Annotated in this window: 31 protein-coding genes; 4 read left to right on the top strand and 27 right to left on the bottom strand. The window is 66.7% G+C overall.

The genetic code is table 11. The features are described 5' to 3' along the window. Positions 1–2: 2 nt before the first annotated feature. The 13 genes from J2Y49_RS05535 to J2Y49_RS05475 all read right to left on the bottom strand — a co-directional run bounded on the left by J2Y49_RS05535 (position 3) and on the right by J2Y49_RS05475 (position 14652). Positions 3–4799, bottom strand: a complete 4797-nt coding sequence (locus J2Y49_RS05535) for a hypothetical protein (RefSeq protein ID WP_310113064.1) — start codon at positions 4797–4799, stop codon at positions 3–5. Positions 4800–4906: 107 nt separating this feature from the next. Beyond that, positions 4907–5092, bottom strand: a complete 186-nt coding sequence (locus tag J2Y49_RS05530; RefSeq protein ID WP_085091837.1) for a hypothetical protein — start codon at positions 5090–5092, stop codon at positions 4907–4909. 23 nt (positions 5093–5115) lie between these two features. Continuing rightward, positions 5116–5904 (bottom strand): hypothetical protein, encoded by a 789-nt coding sequence (locus J2Y49_RS05525; RefSeq protein WP_310113061.1) that lies wholly within the window; start codon positions 5902–5904, stop codon positions 5116–5118. Between the two features lie 121 nt (positions 5905–6025). Further along, positions 6026–7180: a hypothetical protein gene (locus J2Y49_RS05520; protein ID WP_310113059.1), complete on the bottom strand. Its 1155-nt coding sequence runs from the start codon at positions 7178–7180 to the stop codon at positions 6026–6028. Positions 7181–7192: 12 nt separating this feature from the next. Next, complete coding sequence (locus tag J2Y49_RS05515) at positions 7193–7405, bottom strand: hypothetical protein (protein ID WP_310113057.1); 213 nt, start codon at positions 7403–7405, stop codon at positions 7193–7195. 24 nt (positions 7406–7429) lie between these two features. Further along, positions 7430–7903 (bottom strand): hypothetical protein, encoded by a 474-nt coding sequence (locus J2Y49_RS05510; RefSeq protein ID WP_310113056.1) that lies wholly within the window; start codon positions 7901–7903, stop codon positions 7430–7432. Beyond that, positions 7903–8214, bottom strand: a complete 312-nt coding sequence (locus J2Y49_RS05505; protein ID WP_310113054.1) for a hypothetical protein — start codon at positions 8212–8214, stop codon at positions 7903–7905. The genes J2Y49_RS05510 and J2Y49_RS05505 overlap by 1 nt, the downstream gene beginning before the upstream one ends. 2 nt (positions 8215–8216) lie before the next feature. Beyond that, a complete protein-coding gene (locus J2Y49_RS05500) occupies positions 8217–8546 on the bottom strand; it encodes a capsid cement protein (RefSeq protein ID WP_310113052.1) in 330 nt (109 codons plus the stop codon). 70 nt (positions 8547–8616) lie between these two features. Further along, positions 8617–10524, bottom strand: a complete 1908-nt coding sequence (locus tag J2Y49_RS05495; protein ID WP_310113050.1) for a prohead protease/major capsid protein fusion protein — start codon at positions 10522–10524, stop codon at positions 8617–8619. After that, positions 10517–11995: a phage portal protein gene (locus J2Y49_RS05490; protein ID WP_310113048.1), complete on the bottom strand. Its 1479-nt coding sequence runs from the start codon at positions 11993–11995 to the stop codon at positions 10517–10519. The genes J2Y49_RS05495 and J2Y49_RS05490 overlap by 8 nt, the downstream gene beginning before the upstream one ends. 4 nt (positions 11996–11999) lie before the next feature. Beyond that, complete coding sequence (locus tag J2Y49_RS05485; RefSeq protein WP_310113046.1) at positions 12000–12215, bottom strand: phage head-tail joining protein; 216 nt, start codon at positions 12213–12215, stop codon at positions 12000–12002. 3 nt (positions 12216–12218) lie between these two features. Continuing rightward, entirely contained in the window at positions 12219–14165 is a 1947-nt protein-coding gene (locus J2Y49_RS05480) for a terminase gpA endonuclease subunit (RefSeq protein ID WP_310113044.1), read from the bottom strand. After that, positions 14155–14652, bottom strand: coding sequence for a hypothetical protein (locus J2Y49_RS05475; RefSeq protein WP_310113042.1), 498 nt, complete (start codon positions 14650–14652; stop codon positions 14155–14157). The genes J2Y49_RS05480 and J2Y49_RS05475 overlap by 11 nt, the downstream gene beginning before the upstream one ends. Positions 14653–15048: 396 nt before the next feature. Between J2Y49_RS05475 and J2Y49_RS05470 the strand changes: the two genes are divergently transcribed. Further along, the gene (locus J2Y49_RS05470) at positions 15049–15330 is read left to right on the top strand and encodes a type II toxin-antitoxin system RelE/ParE family toxin (RefSeq protein ID WP_310113041.1); all 282 of its coding nucleotides are present in this window, start codon (positions 15049–15051) and stop codon (positions 15328–15330) included. 2 nt (positions 15331–15332) lie between these two features. Further along, positions 15333–15635 (top strand): addiction module antidote protein, encoded by a 303-nt coding sequence (locus tag J2Y49_RS05465; protein WP_310113040.1) that lies wholly within the window; start codon positions 15333–15335, stop codon positions 15633–15635. 15 nt (positions 15636–15650) lie between these two features. Here J2Y49_RS05465 and J2Y49_RS05460 read toward each other — a convergent pair whose 3' ends face one another. The 14 genes from J2Y49_RS05460 to J2Y49_RS05395 all read right to left on the bottom strand — a co-directional run bounded on the left by J2Y49_RS05460 (position 15651) and on the right by J2Y49_RS05395 (position 22648). Continuing rightward, positions 15651–15884: a hypothetical protein gene (locus tag J2Y49_RS05460; protein WP_310113039.1), complete on the bottom strand. Its 234-nt coding sequence runs from the start codon at positions 15882–15884 to the stop codon at positions 15651–15653. Further along, a complete protein-coding gene (locus tag J2Y49_RS05455; RefSeq protein WP_310113037.1) occupies positions 15881–16126 on the bottom strand; it encodes a hypothetical protein in 246 nt (81 codons plus the stop codon). Before J2Y49_RS05455 ends, J2Y49_RS05460 begins: the two co-directional genes overlap by 4 nt. Before the next feature lie 11 nt (positions 16127–16137). Then, positions 16138–16785 (bottom strand): DUF6441 family protein, encoded by a 648-nt coding sequence (locus tag J2Y49_RS05450; protein WP_310113035.1) that lies wholly within the window; start codon positions 16783–16785, stop codon positions 16138–16140. 4 nt (positions 16786–16789) lie between these two features. Then, complete coding sequence (locus J2Y49_RS05445; protein ID WP_310113033.1) at positions 16790–16975, bottom strand: hypothetical protein; 186 nt, start codon at positions 16973–16975, stop codon at positions 16790–16792. Between the two features lie 34 nt (positions 16976–17009). Continuing rightward, complete coding sequence (locus tag J2Y49_RS05440) at positions 17010–17330, bottom strand: hypothetical protein (protein WP_310113032.1); 321 nt, start codon at positions 17328–17330, stop codon at positions 17010–17012. Positions 17331–17644: 314 nt separating this feature from the next. Continuing rightward, positions 17645–18319, bottom strand: a complete 675-nt coding sequence (locus J2Y49_RS05435) for a hypothetical protein (RefSeq protein WP_310113031.1) — start codon at positions 18317–18319, stop codon at positions 17645–17647. Continuing rightward, positions 18316–18618, bottom strand: a complete 303-nt coding sequence (locus J2Y49_RS05430; RefSeq protein ID WP_310113030.1) for a hypothetical protein — start codon at positions 18616–18618, stop codon at positions 18316–18318. The genes J2Y49_RS05435 and J2Y49_RS05430 overlap by 4 nt, the downstream gene beginning before the upstream one ends. Then, positions 18615–19673, bottom strand: a complete 1059-nt coding sequence (locus J2Y49_RS05425; RefSeq protein WP_310113029.1) for a hypothetical protein — start codon at positions 19671–19673, stop codon at positions 18615–18617. Before J2Y49_RS05425 ends, J2Y49_RS05430 begins: the two co-directional genes overlap by 4 nt. 3 nt (positions 19674–19676) lie before the next feature. After that, the gene (locus J2Y49_RS05420; RefSeq protein ID WP_310113028.1) at positions 19677–21110 is read right to left on the bottom strand and encodes a DnaB-like helicase C-terminal domain-containing protein; all 1434 of its coding nucleotides are present in this window, start codon (positions 21108–21110) and stop codon (positions 19677–19679) included. Then, positions 21107–21313 carry a hypothetical protein gene (locus tag J2Y49_RS05415; RefSeq protein WP_310113026.1) on the bottom strand — a complete coding sequence of 69 codons (207 nt, stop codon included), beginning with the start codon at positions 21311–21313 and terminating at the stop codon, positions 21107–21109. The genes J2Y49_RS05420 and J2Y49_RS05415 overlap by 4 nt, the downstream gene beginning before the upstream one ends. Continuing rightward, positions 21306–21587, bottom strand: a complete 282-nt coding sequence (locus tag J2Y49_RS05410; RefSeq protein WP_310113025.1) for a hypothetical protein — start codon at positions 21585–21587, stop codon at positions 21306–21308. The genes J2Y49_RS05415 and J2Y49_RS05410 overlap by 8 nt, the downstream gene beginning before the upstream one ends. After that, positions 21584–21850 (bottom strand): hypothetical protein, encoded by a 267-nt coding sequence (locus J2Y49_RS05405; RefSeq protein WP_310113024.1) that lies wholly within the window; start codon positions 21848–21850, stop codon positions 21584–21586. The genes J2Y49_RS05410 and J2Y49_RS05405 overlap by 4 nt, the downstream gene beginning before the upstream one ends. Before the next feature lie 29 nt (positions 21851–21879). After that, positions 21880–22419 carry a hypothetical protein gene (locus tag J2Y49_RS05400; RefSeq protein WP_310113023.1) on the bottom strand — a complete coding sequence of 180 codons (540 nt, stop codon included), beginning with the start codon at positions 22417–22419 and terminating at the stop codon, positions 21880–21882. Positions 22420–22477: 58 nt separating this feature from the next. Then, the gene (locus J2Y49_RS05395) at positions 22478–22648 is read right to left on the bottom strand and encodes a hypothetical protein (RefSeq protein ID WP_310113021.1); all 171 of its coding nucleotides are present in this window, start codon (positions 22646–22648) and stop codon (positions 22478–22480) included. Positions 22649–22786: 138 nt separating this feature from the next. Here J2Y49_RS05395 and J2Y49_RS05390 point away from each other — a divergent pair, with 138 nt between their 5' ends. Continuing rightward, positions 22787–23158 carry a hypothetical protein gene (locus J2Y49_RS05390; protein ID WP_310113020.1) on the top strand — a complete coding sequence of 124 codons (372 nt, stop codon included), beginning with the start codon at positions 22787–22789 and terminating at the stop codon, positions 23156–23158. Between the two features lie 27 nt (positions 23159–23185). Further along, positions 23186–23488 carry a hypothetical protein gene (locus tag J2Y49_RS05385; protein ID WP_310113019.1) on the top strand — a complete coding sequence of 101 codons (303 nt, stop codon included), beginning with the start codon at positions 23186–23188 and terminating at the stop codon, positions 23486–23488. The last annotated feature ends 29 nt before the right edge of the window (positions 23489–23517 follow it).

Raw genomic sequence — 23517 nt, 5'->3', positions numbered from 1 at the left:
GATTACCTCGCACCTGTCACTCGCCGCCCGAGTGGTTCGGGCGACCGGGCGGCTTGTCTCGCCAGCGTCTTGAGCGCCGGGACCGCCTCCTCATTGCCGGCGTCGATGGCCTCCACCACCCGCTCCAGGACGGCAACGGCCCGGTCCAACCGCTGCTCTATGCCGCGGGTGCTGATGGCGGAGGAGCCGGCCGACCGGAGCGGGGTGACGTTGCCGGACCAGCGGTCATTGGCCGCTTCGAAGGCCCGCGCGATGCGCAAGCTATCGACGGAGGAGGCGACCGCAGCGGCCCCACCCTGCCACAGCAATTCCGGCCCCTGTTCGCCCACCCATACCGCGCCCGGCGGGGTGGAGAGGGTGCCGGTGGCGAAACAGGGTATCCGACGAGAGCCGTTCAGCACCTCGTTGATGCCGAAGTCCCGGAACCATGCGGCCAAGTTGAACGAGCGGTCATCCGCCCGCGCTTGCTGAATGTCGCTGAACCCGCCGAAAGCGGCTTCGATGTCGGCATTCGTGAAGGCCTGGAGGCGCGACCGCTTGGCCTCCATCGACCTGTCCACATAGGTGGATGGCGACGTGCTGGAGGTGGCGCCGGTGCCGGCCTGCAGGGCAGTAAGCTGCGTCTGCCACAGGGTGTAAGACTGCGCCATGATGCTGTTGAGGCTGGTCAGCGCGCCGTACTGCTTCTGACCGATGGCCGCGGCCTCTGCCCGCTGACGCTGCATCTCCTTCAGCGTGTCGTTCGCGGTCTTGAGCTGCTGTTCGGCCGTGTCCACGCCAAGGGCGGTGGTGTTGCCCAACTCCGAGAACACGGAGCGGACGCGGTCATAATCCGTGGTGGAGGTGGAGCCGAGAAATCCCTTGGCCAGTTGGACCAGCGAGGGGCCGAGCGACAGCAGGGTTTGCTTGGCCGCGTCCCGCTGCTCGGTCGTGGCCGCGACGTCACGGTACGTGGTGAGCGCGGTCCCGAATTGCCGGCGCGCCTCCTCCAACCGATCCTTGGCGTTCAGGGGCGAATTGTCGTTGAGCGCCAGAGCGTCGTAGGCGGACCGGAACTCACGGGCCGACTGTGCCAGTTTTACCGCACCGTCGGTGAGCGAGGCAACATAGTCCTGCTGTGCCGTAATTTGCTTGTCATATGCCGCCAGTACGTCAGCCTGCGCCAGTTTGAAGGCCTGCGCCGCCCGTTCGGTCGCCTGGACCCGCTGCAGCGTGGTGGTGTCGTATCCGCTGGCACGGGCGGTGGCGAGCGCCGCCGCCTGTTGCGCGTCCAGGGCAAGGAGCGACGCTCCCCGATCATTGCCAAGCGCCGTCTGCACCCGGCCGGCAACGTCAGTGGCGAACGACACCGCCGCATCGCTGGTGTTCCGGATGGCCGTGGCCAGCTTGGCGATATCGCCCGTGAAGGTCTGTGTGACCACGGACAGCGACGCATCGTCCAGCCCCTTCAACAGGCTGGTCAGCGAGGCGTTGAAGATGTCGCCCGCCGTCGAGACGTCCAACCCCACCACAGCCAGATTGCGGGCGTTGACGCCGCGCGCCTCCTCCAGCGCTTTGATCTGGTTCAGGTAGCCCCGCCCCATCGCCTCGTTCAGCATGGCAGCGGCTTCCTGCGCGGTCTGCGCCTTGATCCGCGCGCGGGTCTCCGCCTCGATCTGGTCCACATAGGTGGCCATCGTCGGGTTGAGTTGCGCCACCGCCTCCCGGATTGCCGCGAACTGCCCGGTCAGCGACGCCATTTCCTGTTCGCGCTGCGTGTAGTCGACCGGGTTGCGAAGCTGGTCCAGGTAGGCTTTGAGTTGGTCTGTGGCGAGGTTGACATACGCCGTCCCGATGCCGAGCTTTTTGGCCCTTTCGAACTCCTCCAGCATCGGCTTCATCGCCTCCGCCGTGGTCTCCTTGGCGGACTTGGTGAAGCTGTTCAGCGACTTGTCCAGAGCGGCCAAAGCGGTGGTGCCGGCGTCGATGCTGGCGCCCAGCGCAATGTCCTTGGTCACCTCCTCCCAATCTTTCCCCTTGGTGTTCTTCAGAGCGGCGATGGTGTTCACCCCGCCGTCCTTCAGGCCGCCTTGCTCAAGCAGCGTGTACCGGAGGAGGCCGGCGATATCGTCGCCGAACTCCTTGTAGGGGACGCTGCCGGCGACGTAGAGGCCCTTGGCCGCGGTCTGGCCGATGCCAAAGTCCTTGGTCAGCTTGCCGCCGCCCATGGCAGCAATCGAGAAGATGCCAGAAAGCGCCGTGCCGAGCGCCCGGCCGGCTTCCGGGTCGCCTTCGTTGTCGGTCTGGATATTCCCGTAGGCTGCCGATTTGCCGCCGGCATTGATCGTCACATCAGCCGACGCCGTCTTGCCGACGGTGGCTTTCTGCGTACCAAGCATGCCCATGATCGCGCCGACAACAGCGCCGATGGCGATACCCCACGGGCCGCCAAGGGCGCCTAGTTCCATTGCCGATGCCAGATAGGCCGCGCCGGCACCGGCCGCAGCGCCGGAGAGACCGCCGACAGCCTTGGAGTTGGTGGCCGTGCCGAGATAGCCGCCGACCAGACCGCCACCCATAGCCCCCGCTCCAGCAGCCCCCAGCACGCCCCCCAGCGTGACGCCGCTCCCCGACGCGCCCGACGCGGTGCCCGAATAGGCGATGTTCGCGCCCGCCGTTTTGCCGGCATTGATGACGCCCGTTGCGGCGTTGAGACTGCCCGCCTGCGCCGTGAAGGGGGCGGATGCCAAGGCCGAGTTGCTGACGACATATGCGCCCGTCGATGGAGCCAAGGACGACGCGGCCCACCCGCCGGCATTGCCGATCAGGGTCGTATTCATCAACTGGTTCATGCCGCCGGTCAGGCCCAGCTTATCCATGGCCCATCCGCCGGCCTTCGACAGGGCGGTGTTGGTCAGACTGCCGGTCAGGCTGTTGGTGGCGCCACCCGCCGCCCCTGCCGCACCGGCGGGCGCCTGGATACCGAACAGGGACGGCATGGAGCCGACGATCTGCATGGTGATCGGGAGGACGAAGTTTTGGTTCAGCATCTCCACCGCGAGACGCTTCGCCCAATTCTTGAAGAACTGCAGCGCGTCCCCGGCCTTGGCGTTGCCGGTGATCTGGTCCCACAGGTTTTCAGAGATATCCTTGCCGATATCGGTCGCAACGCGGGTGACGTCCTGCTGATACTTCTCCAGCGCGCGGACGGACTCCTCCTCTGCCTTGGCCTTGGCCTTGCGCGCCTCCGTGCTGTCGTAGAGCGCGCCGGCCTCCTCCTTCACCTTGGCCAAGTAGGCGTCCATTTCAGCGCCGGACAGCTTGCCCCGGTTCTGAAGCTCAAATTCCATCGCCTTGTTGGCGACAAAGCGCTCCCGCTCGGACATGGCGAGTGCATCAGCTTCGCCTTTCAGCCGATCAATGTACTTGTCGGCCTGCTCCAGGGTCTTTTGGTGCTGCTGTGACTTCCGTTCAGCCTCTTTCGCGGCCTGCTCGCCCGCACGAGCGGCGCCCTCCTCCGCCTTCTTTTGCTTCTCCAGTTTGTCGATCTGCTCTTGTTGCGCGACCGCCTGATTGATGAGGGACTGAGTGCCTTCGTCAATCGTCTGCCGCCCGGCCGCCTGCGCCTTGGTGAGCGCTTCAAGCTGGAGCTTGGCCCGCAACTTCTCGGCACTCGACTTGTCGAAGGTCGATACCTCAACGCCAAGTTCTGCAATGGTTTTGCGGACTTCCTCGCGATGCGTAGCCACTGCATCGCGAGCGGTACGCAGTCCGCCGCCGACCATGTCGGTGGCCAAGCGGGCTTCACGGGCGCCGTCATTGTACTCGCCTAGAGCCGCGCGAAGTGTAAGCACTTCAAGGCGCAACTTCTTTACATCGTCCGCCTTCCAGAGGTACGTCAGCGCTGCGCCGGCATTTTGGCTAAGGTCACCCGAGACGTTCGACGTCATGGCGACTTCAAGGGATTTCAGTTGAGCTTCCGCAAGGGTAAGCCGCTGTTTCGCCGCGTCGTTCGCCGCGCGACCTTCGGCCAAAAGCGCGTTTTTCGTCCCTTCGGAGGCGGTCTTCATCGCCTCCGATGCCTTTTTCGCGAACTCCATCGCCGCGGTGTAGGAGGTGAAGGAGGTCTCCGCAGTGTCCGCGCTTCGGCCAAGACCAAACACCGCGCCCGCGGCCACGGAGGCAATGGCAATCACAGCACCGATTGCGGCCCCGGCGGGGCCAAAGCTGCTGGCGATCTGCGGCCCCTGCTGCGCCATGATGACGAAAGCGTTCGTCCCCATCTGCGCCTGTACGGTAACGTCCTGTATTTGGTTGCCAAGGTTGCCCATGACGCCGCTCAGCCGGCCGGTGCTTTCATGCGCCGCATCCTGCGCCGCCGCCGCCGCCCGAGTGGCCGCAGTCCCCGCCTGCAGGTCCGCCCCGGCTTGGCGCGCGGCCTGTCCGGTCCGGGTATAGGCGGCGGCAAGCTGCGGCTGCAGCCGGGCCGCCTCCTCCATCGACCGCCAGCCGTTCTTTACCTGGACGTCCAGCGTCTCAAGCGCGCCCTCCAGGGTCTTGTAGGTGCGGCGGAGCTTGTCGACCTGTTGCGCGTCCTGTTCTCGCTGCTGGTATAGCCGGCGCTGGTCCTCCGACAGAGCGGTATATCCGGCCGCCAACTTCGACGTGGCGGAGTTCAGTTGCTCCAATTCCTGCCGGGCGCCGTCGACGCGGGTTTTGCCGAGCTGGTCGATTTGCTGCGTCACCGCCTCAAGGTCGCGCTTCGCCTGCGCGACGTCGGCCTCTACAGCAAAGCGAGCGGTGACGTTGCGGCCAGCCATGGGCATGCTCCGGTTTCGATGGGAAAGGCGGTTTTGACCCAGGTCAAAACCAGGACGTAACTACGTGCGTACGTAGACCGCCGGCATGGGGACCGGCGGCCTTCGCATCAGCGTTCCATTGCGAGGAGTTCGGCTTCCGCCCCGCTCATGATCTCGAAAGCGTCGAGCATGATCGCGGCTTGGTCGCCGTAGCCGCCGGACTCCGGAAGGTGACCGGTGGCGGGGATGATGCCGGCGGCCATGCCGCCGATGCGTCCGGGATGGGGCCGATAGGCGCGCCAGTAGCGCACCATTTCCAAGTCCCCGTCGGACAGGGTCAGGCGGGGGTTGCGGTCGTACCGTTCGCCGAAGATTTCCCACGCCGAGCCGTCGGGCGCTTCTTCTTCGCCGTCGGGGAAAGCGTCCGGCTGGAGGCTGACCGCGACGGCGATACGGAGTTTTTTTCCATGGCCTTGGTCGGCTGCATCAGGTTCAGGATTTTGAACCCGATCTCCCGCACCTCGTTTTCGCCCAGATGACCAAGCGTCTCTTCCGTGGTCAGATTGCCACGGCGGATGAACGGCGCATCGGTGCCGGCGGCGTCCTTGACGCCTTCCCACCCCATCAGGAAGTGACGGCAGGCGATGAAGGGAGCGACCGACAGGTAAAACTCAAAGTCGCCCTCCACCCCGGCATAGCGCCCGCCAAGCCCGCGGGCGATGCGGGCAATTTCCGTGAAGCGGTCACGCAGTTCCGCGTCCGCGTCGGCCGGGTTGCCGGCCGCTTCCACGGCGTCGATGATCTCCAGCGCCTCGTCCAGATTTGCAGGGCCGATGGCCTCAATGTCAGCGCGTAAGGCGGCATAGAGCGCCTTGTATCCGGAAAAAATGGCACCAGCAGCCAGAACGTCGCGGCGGAAGGCTGCGCGCTGCAGATGGCTTGGCACGGCGAGGCGATAGACCGGCTGCGGGGCCGCGTCGATCTCGGTTTGGACGAGGTCGATAGCTGCTTGCAACTCGTTCCGTGTTTTGGCGTCATGCGCGCCCGCATGCAGGTCGCGCAGATGGGCCAAGAGGTCCCGCCGCGGGGTGAAGTGGACGACGTCCTTGGACGAAATGGGGAGCATGAAAGGGGTCCTCTGCCGGGAAGGGGGCGGGTGGTGCCGGCAACACCACCCGCGTTAGGCGCACGAAAGCGCCCCGTCGGCCGTCGCCGACTGGTTGCCCGGTTGCCGCCGGGGTCTCAGGTCAGAAAATGCAGATGAAGCCGCCCGCGTCCTGACCGGTGCAGGCGAACTGATGGGTGAGGGTCATCAGCCCGTTGCGGTCGCCCGGCTGCAGGTTGGTGTACTGCGCCGCCGGCAGGGTCAGGCCGATCCGGTTCCCCGCCACCACGCCATAGCTGGCGTGGACGATCTGCGCCGTACCGGCACGGAAGGCGGCCATGCTGTCGCGGGTGGCGACCAGCACCTCCAGGGGGTCACACGAACCCGTCATGTTGCGGGCGGTGATGATGGAGGGGTCGTAGCCTTCGGCCGAGTTCGGGTTGTCCGGGTTGGTCAGGCTGTTGCCGAACTCCACCGACAGTGAGGACATGGCCGACGGAATGCGATTGACCAGCGCCTTACCGCCTTTCCAGATCGGCGGGCGGGTGGCGTCGTAGACTAGGCCGGTCGGAACGCTGGCATCCGTCTTGCTGACGAACATACCGGTGAAGGTGAAGCTGAACCGGCCGGCGTTGCCGCTGGTCAGCCGCATGGTCGCGTTGCCGCGGGCGCCCACCACCTTGTAGAGCAATCCGTCCATGTAGAGGTACAGGGTCAGCGACGGAATGGAGGTGGAGGCGGGCTTGTAAAGCACGTTCACCGGAACCTGATAGCTGGTCCCGGTCGACAGCGCCGTCCCGAACTGGTCGGCCAGCGTCGCCACCTTGCCGGCGGTGTAATCCGACACGAAGGACGTGGCGCCCGCCGCCGGGTTGCCGGTCAGCAGCAACGGCATCCCGCGATAGGTCTGCGCCGTGCCGCTGGCACCGGCCCCCAGGGTCAGGCTGGTGGTGGTGCCGGCCGTGGCGGCTTCAGCCGACGCGGGAACGGCGGTGCTGGTGATGGTCTCGGCCCAGCCGGAGGCCTTCAGCAGCTTGCCCCACTCCGGGGCAGTGCCGGGGGCGCCGGAACCCTTCAGATAGACGTCACAGGTGATCTGTACCGTCATGCCGCCGGTGATCGGGCCGCGCCCGTCCAGGCTGCCCGTGGCCTCGTTGGTCTGGACGATGTTGGGGTTGAAGCTGATTTGCGGGTTTTCGACCAGCACGGCATCGGTGCCGGCCACCGGGGAGGCGTCGACGCCTTCCGTGGTCTCGATCTTCGCCAGCAGAGCGGCGTTACGGGTGCGCAGTGCCATGGGGGCAGTTCCTTACTGGTCGGCCGACGGGACGGCCCCGGCGGGTGCGTCGCTGGCGGGGCGGCGGGGCTTGGCGACCGGCGCCGGAGTGGTCTCGGGCGCTTCAGCGGCCTTGCGCGCGGCCTCTTCCGCCTCCGTCAGGTTGATGAGTTCGCCCGCGCGAAGCTCAAAGGTGTGGGCAGGCGTCGGCACCTCCGCCGCCGCCCGGTGGGACGGGATGGTCATGGGGATGGTCTCCAGGTTGAAGGGTCAGGGGGCGAAGGCGTAGGGGTCGCCCGGCCGGGTCCAATACTCGACGTCATAGGCGGCGAAGACGTCGCCCACCCCGCCGATGCCGTCGCCGTCGGCCGCGCTCTGGTCGGCATCGGCAAGGTTCACGTCCACCGCAACGCCCCCTAGCGTCGGATCGGCTTCGACGGCGCGCTGCAGGGCGGCCCACATATCGGCAAGGGCTTGGTCCAGCCCTTCGTCGGTGTCGGCCTTCAGCACGGCGGTGACGGTGATCCGTTCGATGTTGCGGGTCACCGCGGCGCTTGTCTGGTCCGCTCCGGCCGGGCCGGACCGCATCACCAGGGCCGGCAACTGGTCTGCGTCGTCATCGTCGGACAACGGCTTGCGGCGCGCCCGATAGACCTTGATCATGCCGGGGACGTTCTCCGCCGCGACGGTGCCGAGCATCGCCGCGAATGTGGACAAGACCTGTTCACGGACGGAGGTGGGCATTACCGCAACTCCAGGCGCCAGAGGGTGCGATCGGTGTTCGGCCGGCTGGCCGACTGGATCGTGTAGGACTTCCCGTCAACGGCGAGGGTCCCGCCCTCCTTCATCATCGGGACTTCAGCAACCCGCACCTCTGCAATCCGGCCAGGAGTGGACACCTCTACGTCGTTCCCACGCCAATCCATATCGGTCTGGCGGAAAATGGCGCGGCAAGGGGTGGGTACGCCACCGAGGCCGGGGGCGGTATAGGTAGCGTCCGACGCCATGTTCGGATCAGCGAACAGGACGCCGAACATGGCGTCGAAGACGCTCACGGTCAGACCGTGCCGTTGAGGCGAACGGTGCCGGTGGCCGACGGATTGGCGGCGGCCTCCAGGGCGCAGCCGATCAGCGTGTTGCTGGTCGCCGTCGTGGTGGCCACCTTGTTGGTGTCATCCCAATAGACCTTCGCACCGACGGTCCAGGCCTGCGCGCTGGTCTTGGCCAGGGTGAAGACGCCTTCGGTGCAGATGTCCACGCTGGCGCCGCTGGTGGCGGTCATGGTGGCGACGCCGAACAGGGAGCCGACCAGACAGCCGGCGCCGCTGGCCACGTCATAGGGGGCGGCGACGGTCACCGTCTTGCCTGGCTGAACGAAGTTCTTCATCTCGGGATCTCCAGAAACGGCGAAGGCGCCACAGCGGGCGCCATCATGCCGTCGTTATCGGGGTGGTGGATCAGTTGCCGGGGTTGCGGTAGCCGCCGCGGTAATCGACCGCGCCGCAGCCGAAATCCAGGGTGACGCGCAGGGCCACGCCGTCGGTCCGGAAGCCCTCCTCGGTCATGAAGCGGGGGCCGGGGTTGCCCGCCAGATAGCCGTAGACGAACACTTCAGCGACCGCCGGATCAGCGAACAGCCACCACTGGTTTCCGCTGATGTTGGCGTCCGCCACGGTGGACAGCCGGCCCGAGAACGGGTTGACGTTGCCGGCCTGCTGCGGCTGGATTGTCGCCAACAGCTGCTCGGCCTCCGTCTCCTTGTCCGGGCCGCAGACGATCATCGACGGGGTGACGTTGATCTTCAGCCCGTCCAGGCTGGTCTGCTTGCGCATCGCCGCGCGCCCATCGCTCACGCTCGAAACGCCGATGGCGCTGCCCGACGCGGCGAGGTTGCCGTGCCCCGTGTGGAACACCGCCTTGTTGTCGGACAGGGTCGGGCCGGCACCGCTGTTCTTCAGCATCATGGCGTAGAAGGTCGCGTTTTCGAAATCGGCCACGCGGCGCGACGCCATGTTCACCAAATCGTTGAACGCGCCCAGGTCATCATTGATGAAGACCCGGCGGCTGATGTTCACGATGCGGCCGAAGCTGGACAGCGTCACCGTCTCGCGGCCCTCCGAAACCGTGCCGTCCTTGATCTCGCCCGTCTCGCCATATTCCAGCAGCTGCGGGAAGTCGCCGGCCTGCAGGAACTTGGTCGGCTTGAAGTCGTTGAAGTCGCGCCGGCGGGCGATGCGCCGATAGGTCGGCTGCGCGGCCTCATAGGTGCGGCGGAGGACCTTGTTCGCGGCGGCTTCGAGCAGCAGCGGGAAGTCCGACGTGCTGTGCATGGCGCGGCGCAGGATTTCGTCCGGATTGCGCGAGCGGATGCCGCAGAGGTCGGCCGCCATCTCCAGCATGCTCACGTCCATGTACCCACGCGCCCGCTCGTTCTCGGGGGCCGAGTAGGTGGCACGGGCGACGATGGCGTCCGCCATGGCCGAGCGGACCGCCGCCGGGTCATCGTGGGAGATGCCCACGCGGATGGAGGAGGTGGGCGACTGTTCCGAGCGGGCCGCCAGGGCAGCCAGAGCGGCAGTGTTGACCGCTTCAGCCGTGGAGCCGCCATCGACGTGGGTGCGGACGAAGTCGGCGCCCAGGGCGTGACGCTGCGCCACGTCGTTGACGTGGGCGATACGGGCGCGCTCGGCCGCGATCGCGGCGCTCACCGCGCCGGCATCGGTGCCGACGGCGCGGGTGTTGTCAACGGGCAGTTCGGTGCCCGGCTCGTGCTGGACGGTGTCCGGCATAGTGCTCTCCTGGGTGGCGGGCTTTGCCCGGTTGATGAACTCGCAAGGGGTGGAAGACAGATCGGCGGAGCGGGTGCCCGCCCCGGCATCGGCGCCGATCGGCACCATGGACAGCTCCATCGGCTGCCAATCGATTGCGCGGTAGGTCGGCAAGGCGCCTTCCTCCTGCGTCACCTCGAACTTCCGCACGGCGTAGCCGACGGAGACGTTCCGGATGATCCCGGTTCGAACGTCGTTCCAGAACGGCTCCACGTCGGGGCGCTCCGAAAAGCGGACCAGGGCCGTACCCTGGGAACCGTCGACCGCGGCCCGCTCCACCACGCCAATGACTTGGCTAAGGTCGTACTGGCCATGGGCGTTCAGCAGCGGCGCACCGTTGTTGAGGCGGGTCAGGTCGCAGTGCTCCGGGTCGAGCGAGAGCACTTCCATGAAGCGCTCGCCCGTCCGGTAGTTGACGCGCGGCACCCCGGCGCCCGTCGACCAGACCAGTTCCACGGTGCGCGCGCTTTCGTCGACGGTTCGGACCGCCGCAGCGCGCGTCTGCATCGGCAGGTCATGGATCAGGCTATCAGGCATTCGAAGGATCTCCCTGCTGCGCTCCGCCGGCCTTCGTCACCTTGCGGGGGTCGGTGTCCAGAACGACGCCCGCGTCATCCATGGCGGCGTTGATCCGGGCGATGTCGGCAAGCTGCTGTTTGGGGTCGTAGCCCCACCGGGCGACGAACTGGTCCCAGGTGTAGCGGCCCGTGCGGACGGCCAGGATGTCGGCGGTCATGTCCTTGACCGGGTCGATCGGCTCATGAGCCGGCGGGCTCCACTCGACCGGGTATTCGCCGGCCGGCAGATCGCCGGACAGGATCGCCGTCTCGATGAACCGGCGCCAAACGGGCGCGCAGAACATCGGGATGAGCATCTGCCACTGCGCCTGCTCGACCAGCCGGCGGAACTCCACCTTCCCCGCCCGCAGGCTGGAGTAGTTGGCCTGCCGCAGGTCCCCGGTCATCTGGTCGTAGGTCACCCCGGTGCCGACTGCCATGGCCATCAGCGTGTGGAGCGTGAACGGGTCGAAGCTGGGCGATGCCGTCGGGTTCAGGAACTCGATGCTCTCACCAGGCCGGAGATACGGGACCATGCCCGGCTCCATGCCCTCCACCCGCCTGCCGTCCTCTGTCTCGCTGGTGACGCCGATCGGGTTTTGCCCCCCGTCGTCAGCCTGCGTGACGACCATCCCGATGCAGGCTTCCATCCGGGCCCGGACGATCGCGGCTTCGTGGAAGTCGTCCAGGTCGCGCGCCTTCATCAGCACGGGCGCGAACCATGGCACGCCGCGCACTTGTCCAGGCCGCAGTTTGCGATAGACGTGCATCACCTCAGATTGCTGCACCAGGGCGCTGGTCAGCCCCTCCGCAGTCATGCTGTAGGGGTCGCCGGGGTGGGTGCGGAACAGCCAATAGCCGGTTCGCCGGTCCAGCGCGTCAAACTCCACGCCCTGGATCGTGCGGCGCCCGGTCAACGTGCTGTCGCGGGAGGAGTCCAGAAAGTCGCCCTCCAGGACTTGAACCTGATAGGGGACCGGCAACCCGTCTTCCGGCCGGCGGTTGCGATGACGGGGGAGCGCTTCGCCGCCCTCCACCACCGTCCGCAGGATCAGGGTCTGCAGGCCGGCGAAGTCCAGCTGCCCTTCGGCGTCGCATTGCTCCGACCATCGCCGGAACAGGGCGTTGACTCGCTTGTCCAGATCCTCATTGCCGGTGCGGCTCTGTGGCATGATGCCGGTGCCGACCACGTTCGCAGCCCATATGTCGACCACGCGAGCGGCATAGGGGTTGTTGCGCACCAGATCGCGGGAGCGGGCGCGCAGCCGGGCCAAGGCCGGGCCGATTTCGGCATTCGCCGACGTGCCGCTGGTGTTCCAGCCGTCGGTGCGGCGGCCGGTGCTGGCGCCGTCGTAGCTGCGCGCCATCAGCGACATGGCGACACGCGCCCGCGCCCGCTTGGCGCCGGTCTGCGGAGCAAACCAGCCGATGGCCTTGTCCAGAATGTTCATGGGTTCAGCCCCGCGAAAACTTGGTGACGCTGGTCCGGGAGGCGGACCGCGTCGCGTGAAGGGGGTTCGGGACGCCAAGCGCCGCCGCGGTGGTGGCGATGGCCGTCGTCAGGTCCCGCATGGAGCGGTAGTCCACCCGCTTGCCGTCGATGGTGACGCTGGTCGTGCCGGCGGCCCATGCTGCAACCAGGGTGTTAAGGTGCGTCTGCGTCAGTGCCATGCTCTACCGCCTTCCCCATCCGCCGCCGCGCCCGCCAAGCCAACCGCCGCCGGACGGGCGCCGTTCTTCCTGCCGGGGCTGTTCAGTTTCGGCCGCCGGTGCCGGCGCCTCTGTCGCTTTTGCCCGCGGCTGCCCGGCCTTCACCGGCACCGCGAACGTCTTCCGCAGCTCCGCCCATCGCGCGGCGGTCCAGCGCTCCATCCCCATGGCGACGGTGCAGGCGCGGGCATATTTCCAGCCGTCCAGCGCCTCCGTGGCGTGGACCTGTTTCCATTCGCCGCGATCCTCAACCCATTGGTCGCCGACAAGCTGTTTACACACCTCTTCGGTGGCCACCTTGTTGAGGTGGACATAGCCGGCCGGGAACCCGGCGCCGTCGGCCGCCTCTTCGTCGGTGGGAGGCTGCAGGCTCAGCTTGCCGTACAGCTCCAGGGTCAGGACATGGCCGCCGACCATGCCGAGCTGCAGGCCGCGCTTGCGCTTGCCGCCCTTGGCGTTGGCCTCCCGCACGCTGGACCATGCGAAGGACGGCGCGCCGATGGTGGTGGCGCCCTTCACCGGAATGACCAAGCCCGGATGCCGCTTCGCCCAGGCCTCCACCTGGGTGGTGGCGAAGCCGGTGTCCGCCCCGACCTTCGACAGGCGCAGATCGACGCCCGACGGATGCCGCCATGCGCCCTGGACGACGCGCGACGCCTCGTCCCACACTGCGGCGTCGTAGGGGTTGCCGGGGATCACGACGTGATCGACCAGCCAGCATTGGAAATCGCGGCCCCAGGCCCAGACGAACAGCTCGATGCGGCCGGGGCTTTTCTGGACGTCGAGCCCGCCGGTCAGCACCAGCCCGTCGGCCGGGACGCCCTGATACTCCTCCCGGCGGTCATAGAGGACGCGCCATTGCGGCGCTTCGCCCTTCACCTCGTAGGTTTCGGCCAGCACCTGATTGACGAACACCCGGAGCTTGTTCGGGTCCTTCCGCGCCCGGACGAACTCCCTGGCGATCTCCAGCCACGCGGCACCGGGGAACTGGCTGTAGGCGGCCCAGATGTGGAAGGAGCGGTGCGGCCAGTTCTGCGGCGCATGCGCCCGCCACTCGCCCCGTTCGTCCATATCGGCCTTGTGCTCCTCCTCGATGACGCAGCCGTTGACGCAGACGTACCACGCCTTGTCCGGTGCCTCCTTCGGCCCCCAGCGGAGGCCGGCGCCGCTGCCGTCGCCGAAGGTGAGGATCTGCATCTCGCCGCAATGCGGACAGGGGACGTAGCGGTATTCCTGCGTCCCCTGCTCGAACAGCGCGTCGATCTTGGAATGCCCCTTGATCGTCGGGGTGGAGCCGGCCGCCTTCAGCGGATCGTCGGAGGTCAGACACCGCTTGAAAGCAAGCTCCACTTGGTCGCCTTCGACGCCGGCCGTCGGCGGATAGCCGTCCGGCTCCTCCAGGATCACCTTGTCGGCGGTGATGCGGCGGAACTCCTTCGGGCTGTTCGCCCCCTTGATCTTGATCCAGCCGCCGGGAAAGCGCTTCGACCGGATGGTGTTGTTGCTGTTCCGCGTCTTGGTGGAGAACAGGCGCCGCACCGCCGGCCACAGGATCAGCTTGGCGACGTCGTCCTTGGCGAAGTCCTCCGCATCGTCGATGGTCGGCTGATAGACCAGCACCCGGCTGGGCAGCTGGTCGGCGCAATAGGCGATGTAGTTCTTGACGATCTGGCTGTAGCCGATGCGACTCGACTTCTTCGCCGTGATCTGCCGCACGCCCGGCTCGGTGAAGGCATCCATCATGCCGACCTGGAAGGGGAACGGGCGGTAGCGCGTGCCGTCCTCCAGCCGGGCATTGCGGAGCGACCAGTCCGACAGCGTCATCCGGCGGCGGGGCTTCAGCGCCAGCAGCCAGCGGGCGACATGCTCCGCCAGCAGGGCGCCGCGAACGCGGACGACGTCACTCGCCATCTTCGTCGTCTCCGTCATCGTCCCCGCCGCCACGCTCTTCAGCGATCCGGGCCGCACTCAACTCGTCCAGCGCATCCTCCAGCGCGTCGGCGATGCGGCCCTTCAGCCGGCTGTCGGTCTTGGCGACCTTGGCCGGGATTCGCAGCAGCTTCGCCTTGACCATCTCGATGACGGACACCACCGCGGCGGTGTAATCGGCGACCGGCACCAGCTCGCCGCGCTTCTCCGCGTTGCGCATGGCGTAGTGGTCGGCCTGCTCCTTCGCCAGCCGCGCTTTCTCCGCGACGAGGTCCAGGCCTTCCGCTTCGGCCTCGTCCGAAGTCCGGCCGGCGGCACGTTCGCGAAGGTGGCGGATGTAGGCGACGCGGCATGCGTCCAGATTCATCTGTCCACGCCCGTCAGCGTTGAAAACACCGCGCTTTTTGAGGTCGCGGACGGTGCGGTCGGTCAGATCGAGATGCGCTGCGATCTCAGCCTGGGTTGCCATGGTTGCACCTCACCGGACGGCCCAACCGGAAGCGGAACCCCCCTATGGAATTTTCATACCTGGACGATGATCGGACTTGTCCCACCCCCTATAGGGGGGCCACCCGGAAGGACCCACGATACCCCCCCTACCCCTGCCCCACCGTGGGGCGACCCCGTCCTGCCCGTCAGGCGGCCCGTGGGTGGCCTCTCCCGCATCGGACGTGCGATGGAGCGTCCCGACGAACAACGCATCAGCGGGCGCCCTATGGACCGGCCCTCTATGGGAGGGTCAGTCTCCCGGCTGGCTTCTGGCCCTGCGGATCGGAGGGGTTTCGCGGTCGATCACCCCACATTCGTAGCCTATGAGCTACGATTTCCCGTTGACACTCTGTAGCCTGTGGGCTACATTGTTCCCATGAAGACGATCCGCACCACTCCCGAATACGACGCTTGGTTCGCTGGTCTCCGTGACACCCGCGCCCAAGGCCGCATCGACGTTCGCATCACCCGCCTGTCGCTGGGCAACGCTGGTGATGCGAAGTTCTTCGACGGCATCGGCGAACTGCGGATCGACTACGGCCCCGGTTACCGGGTCTACTTCGTGGAGCGGGCGGGCGTGATCCTGTTGTGCGGCGGCGACAAGAGCACGCAGAAGCGCGACATCAAGGCCGCCAAGAAGCTGGCAGAGGAGTATTGAGCATGGCGAAGGAAACCAAGGCATGGGACCCGGCGGAACGCCTCACCACACCAGAGGCGATTGCCGACTATCTCGACGCAGCGCTTGAGGATGGAGACCCGAAGGTCATCGCCTCCGTGCTGGGCGATATCGCTCGCGCCAAGGGCATGGCCGAAGTCGCCCGGTCTGCCGGGCTGTCCCGTGAAAGCCTCTATCGCGCCCTCAGTGATAGTGGCAACCCTTCCCTTGCTACGGCCTTGTCGGTCGTCAGAGCGCTTGGCCTGTCTCTGGCAGTCAGAGGGACTGACCACGCGGATGCGGCGTAGCCGACCGTTGTATGGTCACCACCCCACCATGACCCACCCCGCGGCGATGCCAGCCACAGCGGTGAGGATGCCGGCGGCGTAGCCGGTGGCGAACCCAAGGGCGATGCTGTCCCCGTCGGGGAGGCGGTGAGTTGCCGCCCCCTGCGTCGGGACGGAAGGAGTGGCCAAGACGTCCACCGCGGCGATGGTCGACCGCATGGAGCGAGGCGCCCCGTTGATCCAGACGGGCGGGGGAGGAGGAGGCTTCATGCTGGTGCCCCGAAGTAGGCACGGGCCAGCGTGACGAACTCGCTCACCAACCCTTCCGCGTCCCGCTCATAGTCTGCTTCGTCGTCGAAGGTCATGCAGTAGGGGCGCTTGTCCGTGTCGGGCTTGGCGATGGAGACCGTCAGCAGGTCACCCACCAGCGAGGCACTGACCGAGAAGCACGGGCCGAACGCATCACGGATCGTGCGGAGCGTGTCGCGCTGTTCGCTGAAACGGTTCGTCATGGTGCCCCCTCTCACTCGTCCTTCAGCGCTTCAGCGATCATCGCGGGGAAGCGGGTCTCCCACTGCCGGATGACGGCGTCCAGATCGAGGCGCTTGCGAATCGTCGCTTCCTTCACCAGGACGAACATCAACGTCAACTTGGCCTCTCGGCCCTGTGCGAGGCGTCCCGCCGTGGCCTTGCGGACACCACCGGACTTGCCCGCGATGATGTCAGCGAACAGGAGGACCGACTTGCCCGCGGCGATGGAGCGCAGCGGGCCGAACCGTTCGGCGACTTGGTCCGGGGTGAGGTAGCGACCGCGCGAACCCTTGGGGCAATTCTTCGTCGGGATGGCCAGCCAGCCACGCTTGGACCGGATCGTGGCGCCGTCGTTGAAGGCGTCGATGATCCCTTCCCACTTGGCAGCCGATGCGGCTTTGCCCCGGACGAACACCTCCGCGGCGGGGTGGATGCTGTAGTTGCCGCCTCCCGGATAGCCGGCATGGCCCAGAGCCCGCCCCAGTTTGCCAAGACCGGCATTCGACATGGCAGCCCGCATCTCGTCACGCACGGTGGACGCGGCATGCTCCGTGGCGTCGGTCAGCCGGCGGGCCGTCCCTTCCGTCCACTCGTTGAAGGCGTCCTCCAGGCTGCCAGTGATGGTGACGCTGGCGCGCATGGCTTCAGGCCGTCACAGGCGCGTCGAGGGTCCATCCGTCCATGGTGCCGGCAGGCATGCGGTCGGCGACGCGCTCCAGGCTCGGACCGATCAGTTCAGTCGCACGGCGATAGGCTTCGCGCTGGGCGACGCAGTCGATCAGATCGGCCGCGTTGGCGATGCTTTGCGACAGGTTGCGTTCACTCGCCATCGTTCGTCTCCTTGAACAGCGTGGGTGTGATCGGTCAGCCCTGCCCACCGGGAAGCTTGCCGGCCCGCCATGCCAGCAGCGTCTTGAGGATCTCGGAGCCCGCATAACCGGCGCAGGTGCCGATGCCCGTCGCCGTCAGCGTGTCGGCGTTGAGCTGCTGGGCGACTGAGCCGGCGGCAATGGTCAGCGCTCCCATGGTCGGCAAGTCCAGGACGACCATACGCACCAAGCCCCGCCATCCGCTGTTGCGTGCTTCACGAGACCAGCGCGCAACCATGCCGGCGGTAACGCCGATGGCTGTGGGGGAGAGCGACTTCGCCATCTGGACGAGGTCGTGAGCGGCGGGATCGGCCATGGCGGAACTCCAGAAACGACGAAGCCCGCCACAGCTGAAGCCGGGCGGGCGAAGGATGGCGATCGTAGCTGATCGATGGTGTATGCTGGCGACGCTTGCGGCCTCGACAACCGGGAAACCGCCGGTCCGGTTCGGTGGGCGGGAAGCCGCCGACCGTCACGGGGAGAGTGGCGTACCCCCAGGCCGCAAGCGTCACCCGTACCGCCCACTGCTCCAGAAACGACAAAACCCGCCGCGGCGGAACCGGGCGGGTTTGGCGATCAGGCTGGCGGATTAAGTCGAGCCTGAATTAATGACACTCACAGCCCTACCCCTTATCCGTTAACAAATTCTGAAGATTGCACCACTTCCGACTTTCGCGACCCGCCCTCTTCCAGCGGCAGGCGGAAGTGCTCGGCCACCCGATCCAGAGCCACCCGCAACAGCGGCAACCAATCGCGCACCGCCGGCGCGGCCTCTTCGACGCACACCGCCTCCAGCACCGCCACAGCCTCACCCTGCCCAATCAGGCGCTCGAGTTTCCGGAGGTGCAGCTTGGCCCGAAGCCACGCACCGTCCAGGTCCGATTCCCGTTCCAGCGCCAGCAGGTCGATCACCTGTGGCGCGAGGTCTTGCGGGCACTCGGACGCGATCGGCAGGCGCGCGACCTTTGCATGCCGGCTCGGCACTTCGGCCAGGCGGTCCCAGCGCCGGCGGAGGATGGCGTAGCTGGCGCCGGCCCGGAATTGGCGGTCGGTGATCGCCCCCAGCAGCCGCAGCCGGCCGAGCGGATATCCGGCCCACTCGTCCTGCATCGCCTTCCGGAGCTTCGCGTCGACGGTCATGCAGTCCACCCCAATCGCCCTTGCCCGCTGCGCCAGCGCCTCGTCGAGGATCACCGGCCCGTGCTGTTCCTGGCTGGCTCGGCTGACCCGGCCATTCGGTTCTCGGATCGCCACGGACCGCTTGCGGCCGCGGCGGTTCGCCTTGCGCTTCGCCCTCATGCTCACGCAGTGCCCCTCCCCTTCACCTCGCCGAACAGATCCTGCATGGCCGGCGGCTCAGCGCTCTGCCGTCGCCGCGCTGGACGGATCGGCACGTAGACCACCCGCTCCCGCTCGACGACCCGCTCCACCGGCACCAGCACCCTGCGGACGGCCGGCTCCGGAGCCTGCCGGGCCAGCCGGCGCAGGTCGGCGACCAGCTCGGACTTCGCCTCGTGGAACCTCTCCGGGTTCTGCCAGCTGGGCGTCAGCCGGCGGAGACGGGCGGCGAGTTCGTTCAGCGCCTCGGGTAAGGGGGCCGTCATGCAGCACCTCCGGCTCCATTGGCGGCCGCGGCGGGAGGACGCCAACCGGGCTTGAAATCCGGGATGACCTCCCGGACCACCCGGTCCGGGATCAGGCAGCTGCGGTGCCCAGGCATCTCTCCCCACCGCGGTTCCCACCAGCCGGTGCGGACCCAGTGCCGCAGCCGCTGGCGGGACTGGTCGTGCGGATCGACGTCGAGCAGGTCTCCGGCCGAGCCGGATGCACTGCGACCGCCGCCGCCGTCCAGCGCCCGGCGATGCTGCGCCACCCGATCGGCCAGCGAGTTCTTTAGCGCGGCCAAGCTCGTCGGCGGGGTCGGGTTCTTCCAGTCCCGCACGGCACGCTGGATGACCTCGGTCAGCAACTCGACCGTGCCGCCGGCGTCGAGGTGTTGCTGGGCCAGCGCCTCCAGGGTCATCCGGGGGGCGATCTGCTCGGCATGCTCCGGCCATCGGGCGTCCTTCGCCGCGACGAACGCATCGACCACCGCCGCCGCTGCCGGCGACCGAGCCTTCGAGGCGGGGGTAGGGGGTGGTGAGTCTTTCTCTTCTCTACTCCTTTCCTTTCCATTCCCTTCCGGGGGTGAACGCTCGTCGAGCGTTTGGTGATCGTTCGCCGATGCGTCGTCACCTGTTCGCCGAACGCTCGTCGAACGTTCGTCGTCGCCTTTCGGAGCGTTCGGCGAATTCCCACCACTGCGACGTGACGGCGCGGCGGGTACTTCACCACCCGGAAGTGGGTGCCGGTAGTTTGGCTGGTCGATCTTCTGGTGTTTCCGCCACCCGGTTACCCGCAGGAAGGATGATCCTGCCACCTCGTAACGCTCCAGCAATCCGGCAGCGATCAACTCGTCCACCATGGCCGCGACATCCGCCGCGGTGAAGTCGTCGGCCGGGAACACCTCCATCTTGAGCCGCTTCGCGCTGTCGGGGTGGATGCCGCTGTCGTCACAGAAGCACCACATGCAGACGAACAGTAGCCGAGCGTTCGGCGAACACTCGGCGACCTGTTCGGACGTGCAGAACTCGGGCTTGATGGTGCGGATCCGTGCCATGGCTCAGGCGTTCCCGTGGTCGCGATGGAGGTTGCTGAAGAGCGTGCGCGGCCCGTCGAAATGGGCGCGGATGGTGCCGATCGGGCCGTCGCGGTTCTTCTCGATGATGATCTCGGCGATGCCGCGGGCCTCATCCGAGCGCCGGCTCCAGCGCTCATGCCGTTCGTTGAACTTGTCGTCGGATTCGTCCGGCCGGCGGCCGGGCTCGGTGCGGGAGAGGTAGTATTCCTCTCGGTAGAGGAAGGCGATGACGTCGGCGTCCTGCTCGATGGAACCGGACTGCCGGAGGTCGGCCATGCTGGGGCGCTTGTCGTCCCGCGTCTCCAGGCCGCGGTTCAACTGGGCCAGCAGCAGGACCGGCACCTGGAACTCTTTCCAGATCGAACACAGCGCGGCGGTGATCTCGGTGATCTTCGCCGTCTCACCCTGCTTCTCCGCCTGCGGCGAGGCGCGCATGCGGTGGAGGTGGTCGACGATGATCAGGTCCAGTCCGTGGCGCCGCTTGTGCCGGCGGCAGGTGCGGCGGATATGGGAGACGGTGACGCCCGGTGTGTCATCGATGTGGATGGGCAGCGCGCCCAACTCCGCCTTCGCGTCGATCAGCCGGCACCACTCCTCGTCGGTCAGATCGCCCTGGGCCTGACGGTCGGCCGGAATCCCGGTGTGGGCGGCGAGGTGCCGGCGGGACACCTTCTCCGCCGCCATCTCGGTGGAGAAGCCCAGGACGCGGGCACCGGTGCGCGCGGCCGCCAGCATGATGGTGTTGAATGCCAGCGCCGACTTGCCCATCGAGGGCCGGGCGCCCAGCACATAGAGGCCGGGCAGAAGACCGCCCAGCTTCGCGTCGAGATCTGCCAGCCCCGTCGTGATGCCGAGAGGCTGCCCCCGGTTCCGCCAGGCGCGTTCGGTGGCCGCGAGGGCAGCCTCCACCCCTTCGGCCGATGACAGCACTGGGCGCAGGGCACTGCCGCGGTCGCCCAACTCGAAGAGCTGCGATTCGGCTTCCTCGATCAGCGCCGCCGCGTCCTTGTCCAGCCCCGGCCGGCCGGCGGTCTCGATCATGTCGAAACCAATCTCGATCAGCTGGCGACACAGGAAGGCATCACGGATGGTCCGGCCATAGTCGTAGGCGTTCACCACCGTCACGACGCCGCCGACCAGCTCCGCGAGATAGGCGATCTCGTCCCGGCCGCCGTCGCCCTGGCGCTCGAAGGCGGACTGCAGCGTCACCGGGTTGGCCGTCTGCCCTCGGTCGATCATCACCGCGATGGCGGCGAAGATGCGCTGGTGGAGAGGATCGTGGAAATGCTCCGGCCGCAGGAAATCGGCGACCCGCTCGAAAGCACGATTGTTGACCAGGATCGCGCCCAGTAGCGCCTGTTCGGCCTCCTCGTTGCTCGGGACCCTGACTTCCGGCAGGGCGATGGCATGGCTCACGTCGGCATACCCTCCAGATCGCGAGCGAGCGCATCCAGGCGCTGGGTGATGACACGCAGCTCGTCCCGGCTGAGTTCCCGCTCCGCGATGGCCTCGCGCAGGTCGGCGGCGATGCCACGCGCCCGCTCGGCCGGAGGGTGGCGCGCGACGATCCTGCGGGCGGGCTGAACCGGGAGACGCGTGACGTTCGGCAGGTCAGGCAAGGGCGCCTCCCGTGAAGGATGAGGTGCGAAACGGAGACGATTCGTTCGCCGGCTCCGGCAGGTCCATTGGCGGAGCGGGGTCCAGCACCTCCCAGATCATCTCGTCCAGGCATCCGGCGATCAGCCGGGCGCCCATTGGGGAAATGAACCGGGCGGTCGGGCCGGTCGGCCGGCAGTGCGGGCGGGTGATCCGCAGTTGGTCCGCCAGCCGCCGGAAGCGCGACCGGCGGCGCGGACGCGGCGGCTCCTTCAGGGCGGGGATCCTGCGCTTCATGCCGCTCCTCCCCCGCCCTGGGCGGCTTCCTGCTGGGCGATCCAGTTCAGGATGGTGGATTTCCGTGCGCAGATGATGGCGCCGATCCGGAACGTCGGGATCCGGCCATCGGCGACGAAATGGTATGCTTGGCGGCGCGTAACGCCCATGAACTTCGCGATGCTGTCGGCGCCCTGGAGGAGATCGTCGGCGAGCTGCAGCGGGGCGGCGGGAGGAGCGATCTGGGCGACAGGCGCCGGGCAGGCCGGGGCGGTGGCGATCATGGTTGCCGTCTTAGTGGAGGCGCGGCGCATTAGGCGGCCCTCCCCCACTGCCCGGCGGCGATCAGCCGGCGCAGGTCGTTGGCGGCGGCACAAGCGAGGCGGTGGTCGCTTTCGCCATCCGCCGGCACACCCTGCTCGGTCTGCCAGATGACCAGCTTCGCCAGCACGCCGGCAGGAGTGGTCGCCGGGGTGGCAGCGATCTCGGCGCGAACGGCATCAAGAACTTCTTCCTGCGCCTCCAGTTCGGCGTTTAAGTCGGCCATGGCGATGTCGTCGCCCAACGGCTCTCCCTGCGCCCGCAGGTCAGCCGCGCGAGCGGACATCTGATCAGCGCGCTCCTTCGCCTGGGCTTCGACCTCCAGCCAACGCAGGCAGAGGGAAACCGCCCGATCCGGCAAATAGGCCGCCTGATCCGGCAAACAGATCAACAGAGCGCGAGCTTCCGCCTCGAAAGCCGCGGTGGCCACGTCGAAATTGCCGGCCGGTGCGCGGTCATCCTGTTGAAAGCCCGGCGGCGAAGGCGGAGCCTCCTTGCGCCGCGGGCGTACCAAGGGCACATTCACTTTCATCGCTTGTCCTCCTCTTGGGTAAGCGGAAAGCCGGCGCGGTGGGAGTTTCCTAGGCCCTTCACCGTTCGCCGGCTTTCATGTTTGCAGTGCTCGCATTGACGGTGTTTGCCGCTTCCGCCTCCAACCCGGCCTCGATCAGCCTGACCAGGGCTTCCGTCTCAGTTCGGAAGCGCTTAGTGAACCTATAATCATCCACCTTCTGGGATATCTCTGATGGAAGAGTGATCATCTTCCTCGACTTCTTTCCATCCACTTCGTCACCTATAAGTGCATCACCAGTCCATCACTACGTTGCGCGCACGTTGATGCATCTGTCAAGCTTGGCTTGCGCCCTTGACAGCACATTCTTAGGTGTTATGGTGCATCTATGGCAGTGAACCCAAAAACTACCGTTCGGAAGAACGTGGCTCTTCCACTTGAACTCGCCGCTCAAATCGAACGGTTTCGAGAGTCGCGATCATTGCAATCGGAGTCGGATGCGCTTCGGCGGCTAGTCGAGATCGGACTTGGTTCCATCGATACTCCTAATGATCTTGCCAACCGCTGCGCAGATGCAACATCCGCTGGAAACAGTATTAATTATGTAATTGCCAATATTCTTGAAGATCATCCTCTTATTCGAAGCATCAACATAAACAATGAGACCGTCGAAATTTACCTTCACGGCGATCAGGAAATTCATTTCGACAAATTAACAAAGAAATGGCTTTTGAACAGACGTGACTTAATTCCGTTTTGAGGCGAGACAGTTTTCCTAATTGGAGTTTTGCACGATCAAAATGGCGCCATCGGCAAGCTGGTGCGCCGATACTTCCTCTGGTACGAGGAGCGCGCCACGCGGCCGGCCACTCCTACCCCGCCCGAACCGACCCTTGCCGAGCGCCGCCTGTGCGTCATGGAGCGGATCAGCGCCATCCGCATGGTCGATCAGATCCGACGCACGAAAGGCCCCCAGGCCGCCGCCGACAGCCTGCCGGGCATCTACGCCGACGTCGGCGTCCGGGTGATCGCCTCCCCCGCCCCGGCCCAGCAGGAAATGGACCTGTCGTCAGGTAGCGGGAAGGTGTGACGTGATTCCGGCCGGGCTATGTCACGACC

Origin of the sequence: Azospirillum sp. BE72 (assembly GCF_031455875.1) — a bacterium.
Taxonomy (GTDB): Bacteria; Pseudomonadota; Alphaproteobacteria; order Azospirillales; family Azospirillaceae; genus Azospirillum.
Note: the sequence above shows the minus strand (reverse complement) of the source record. Positions and strands in the feature narration are given on the sequence as shown.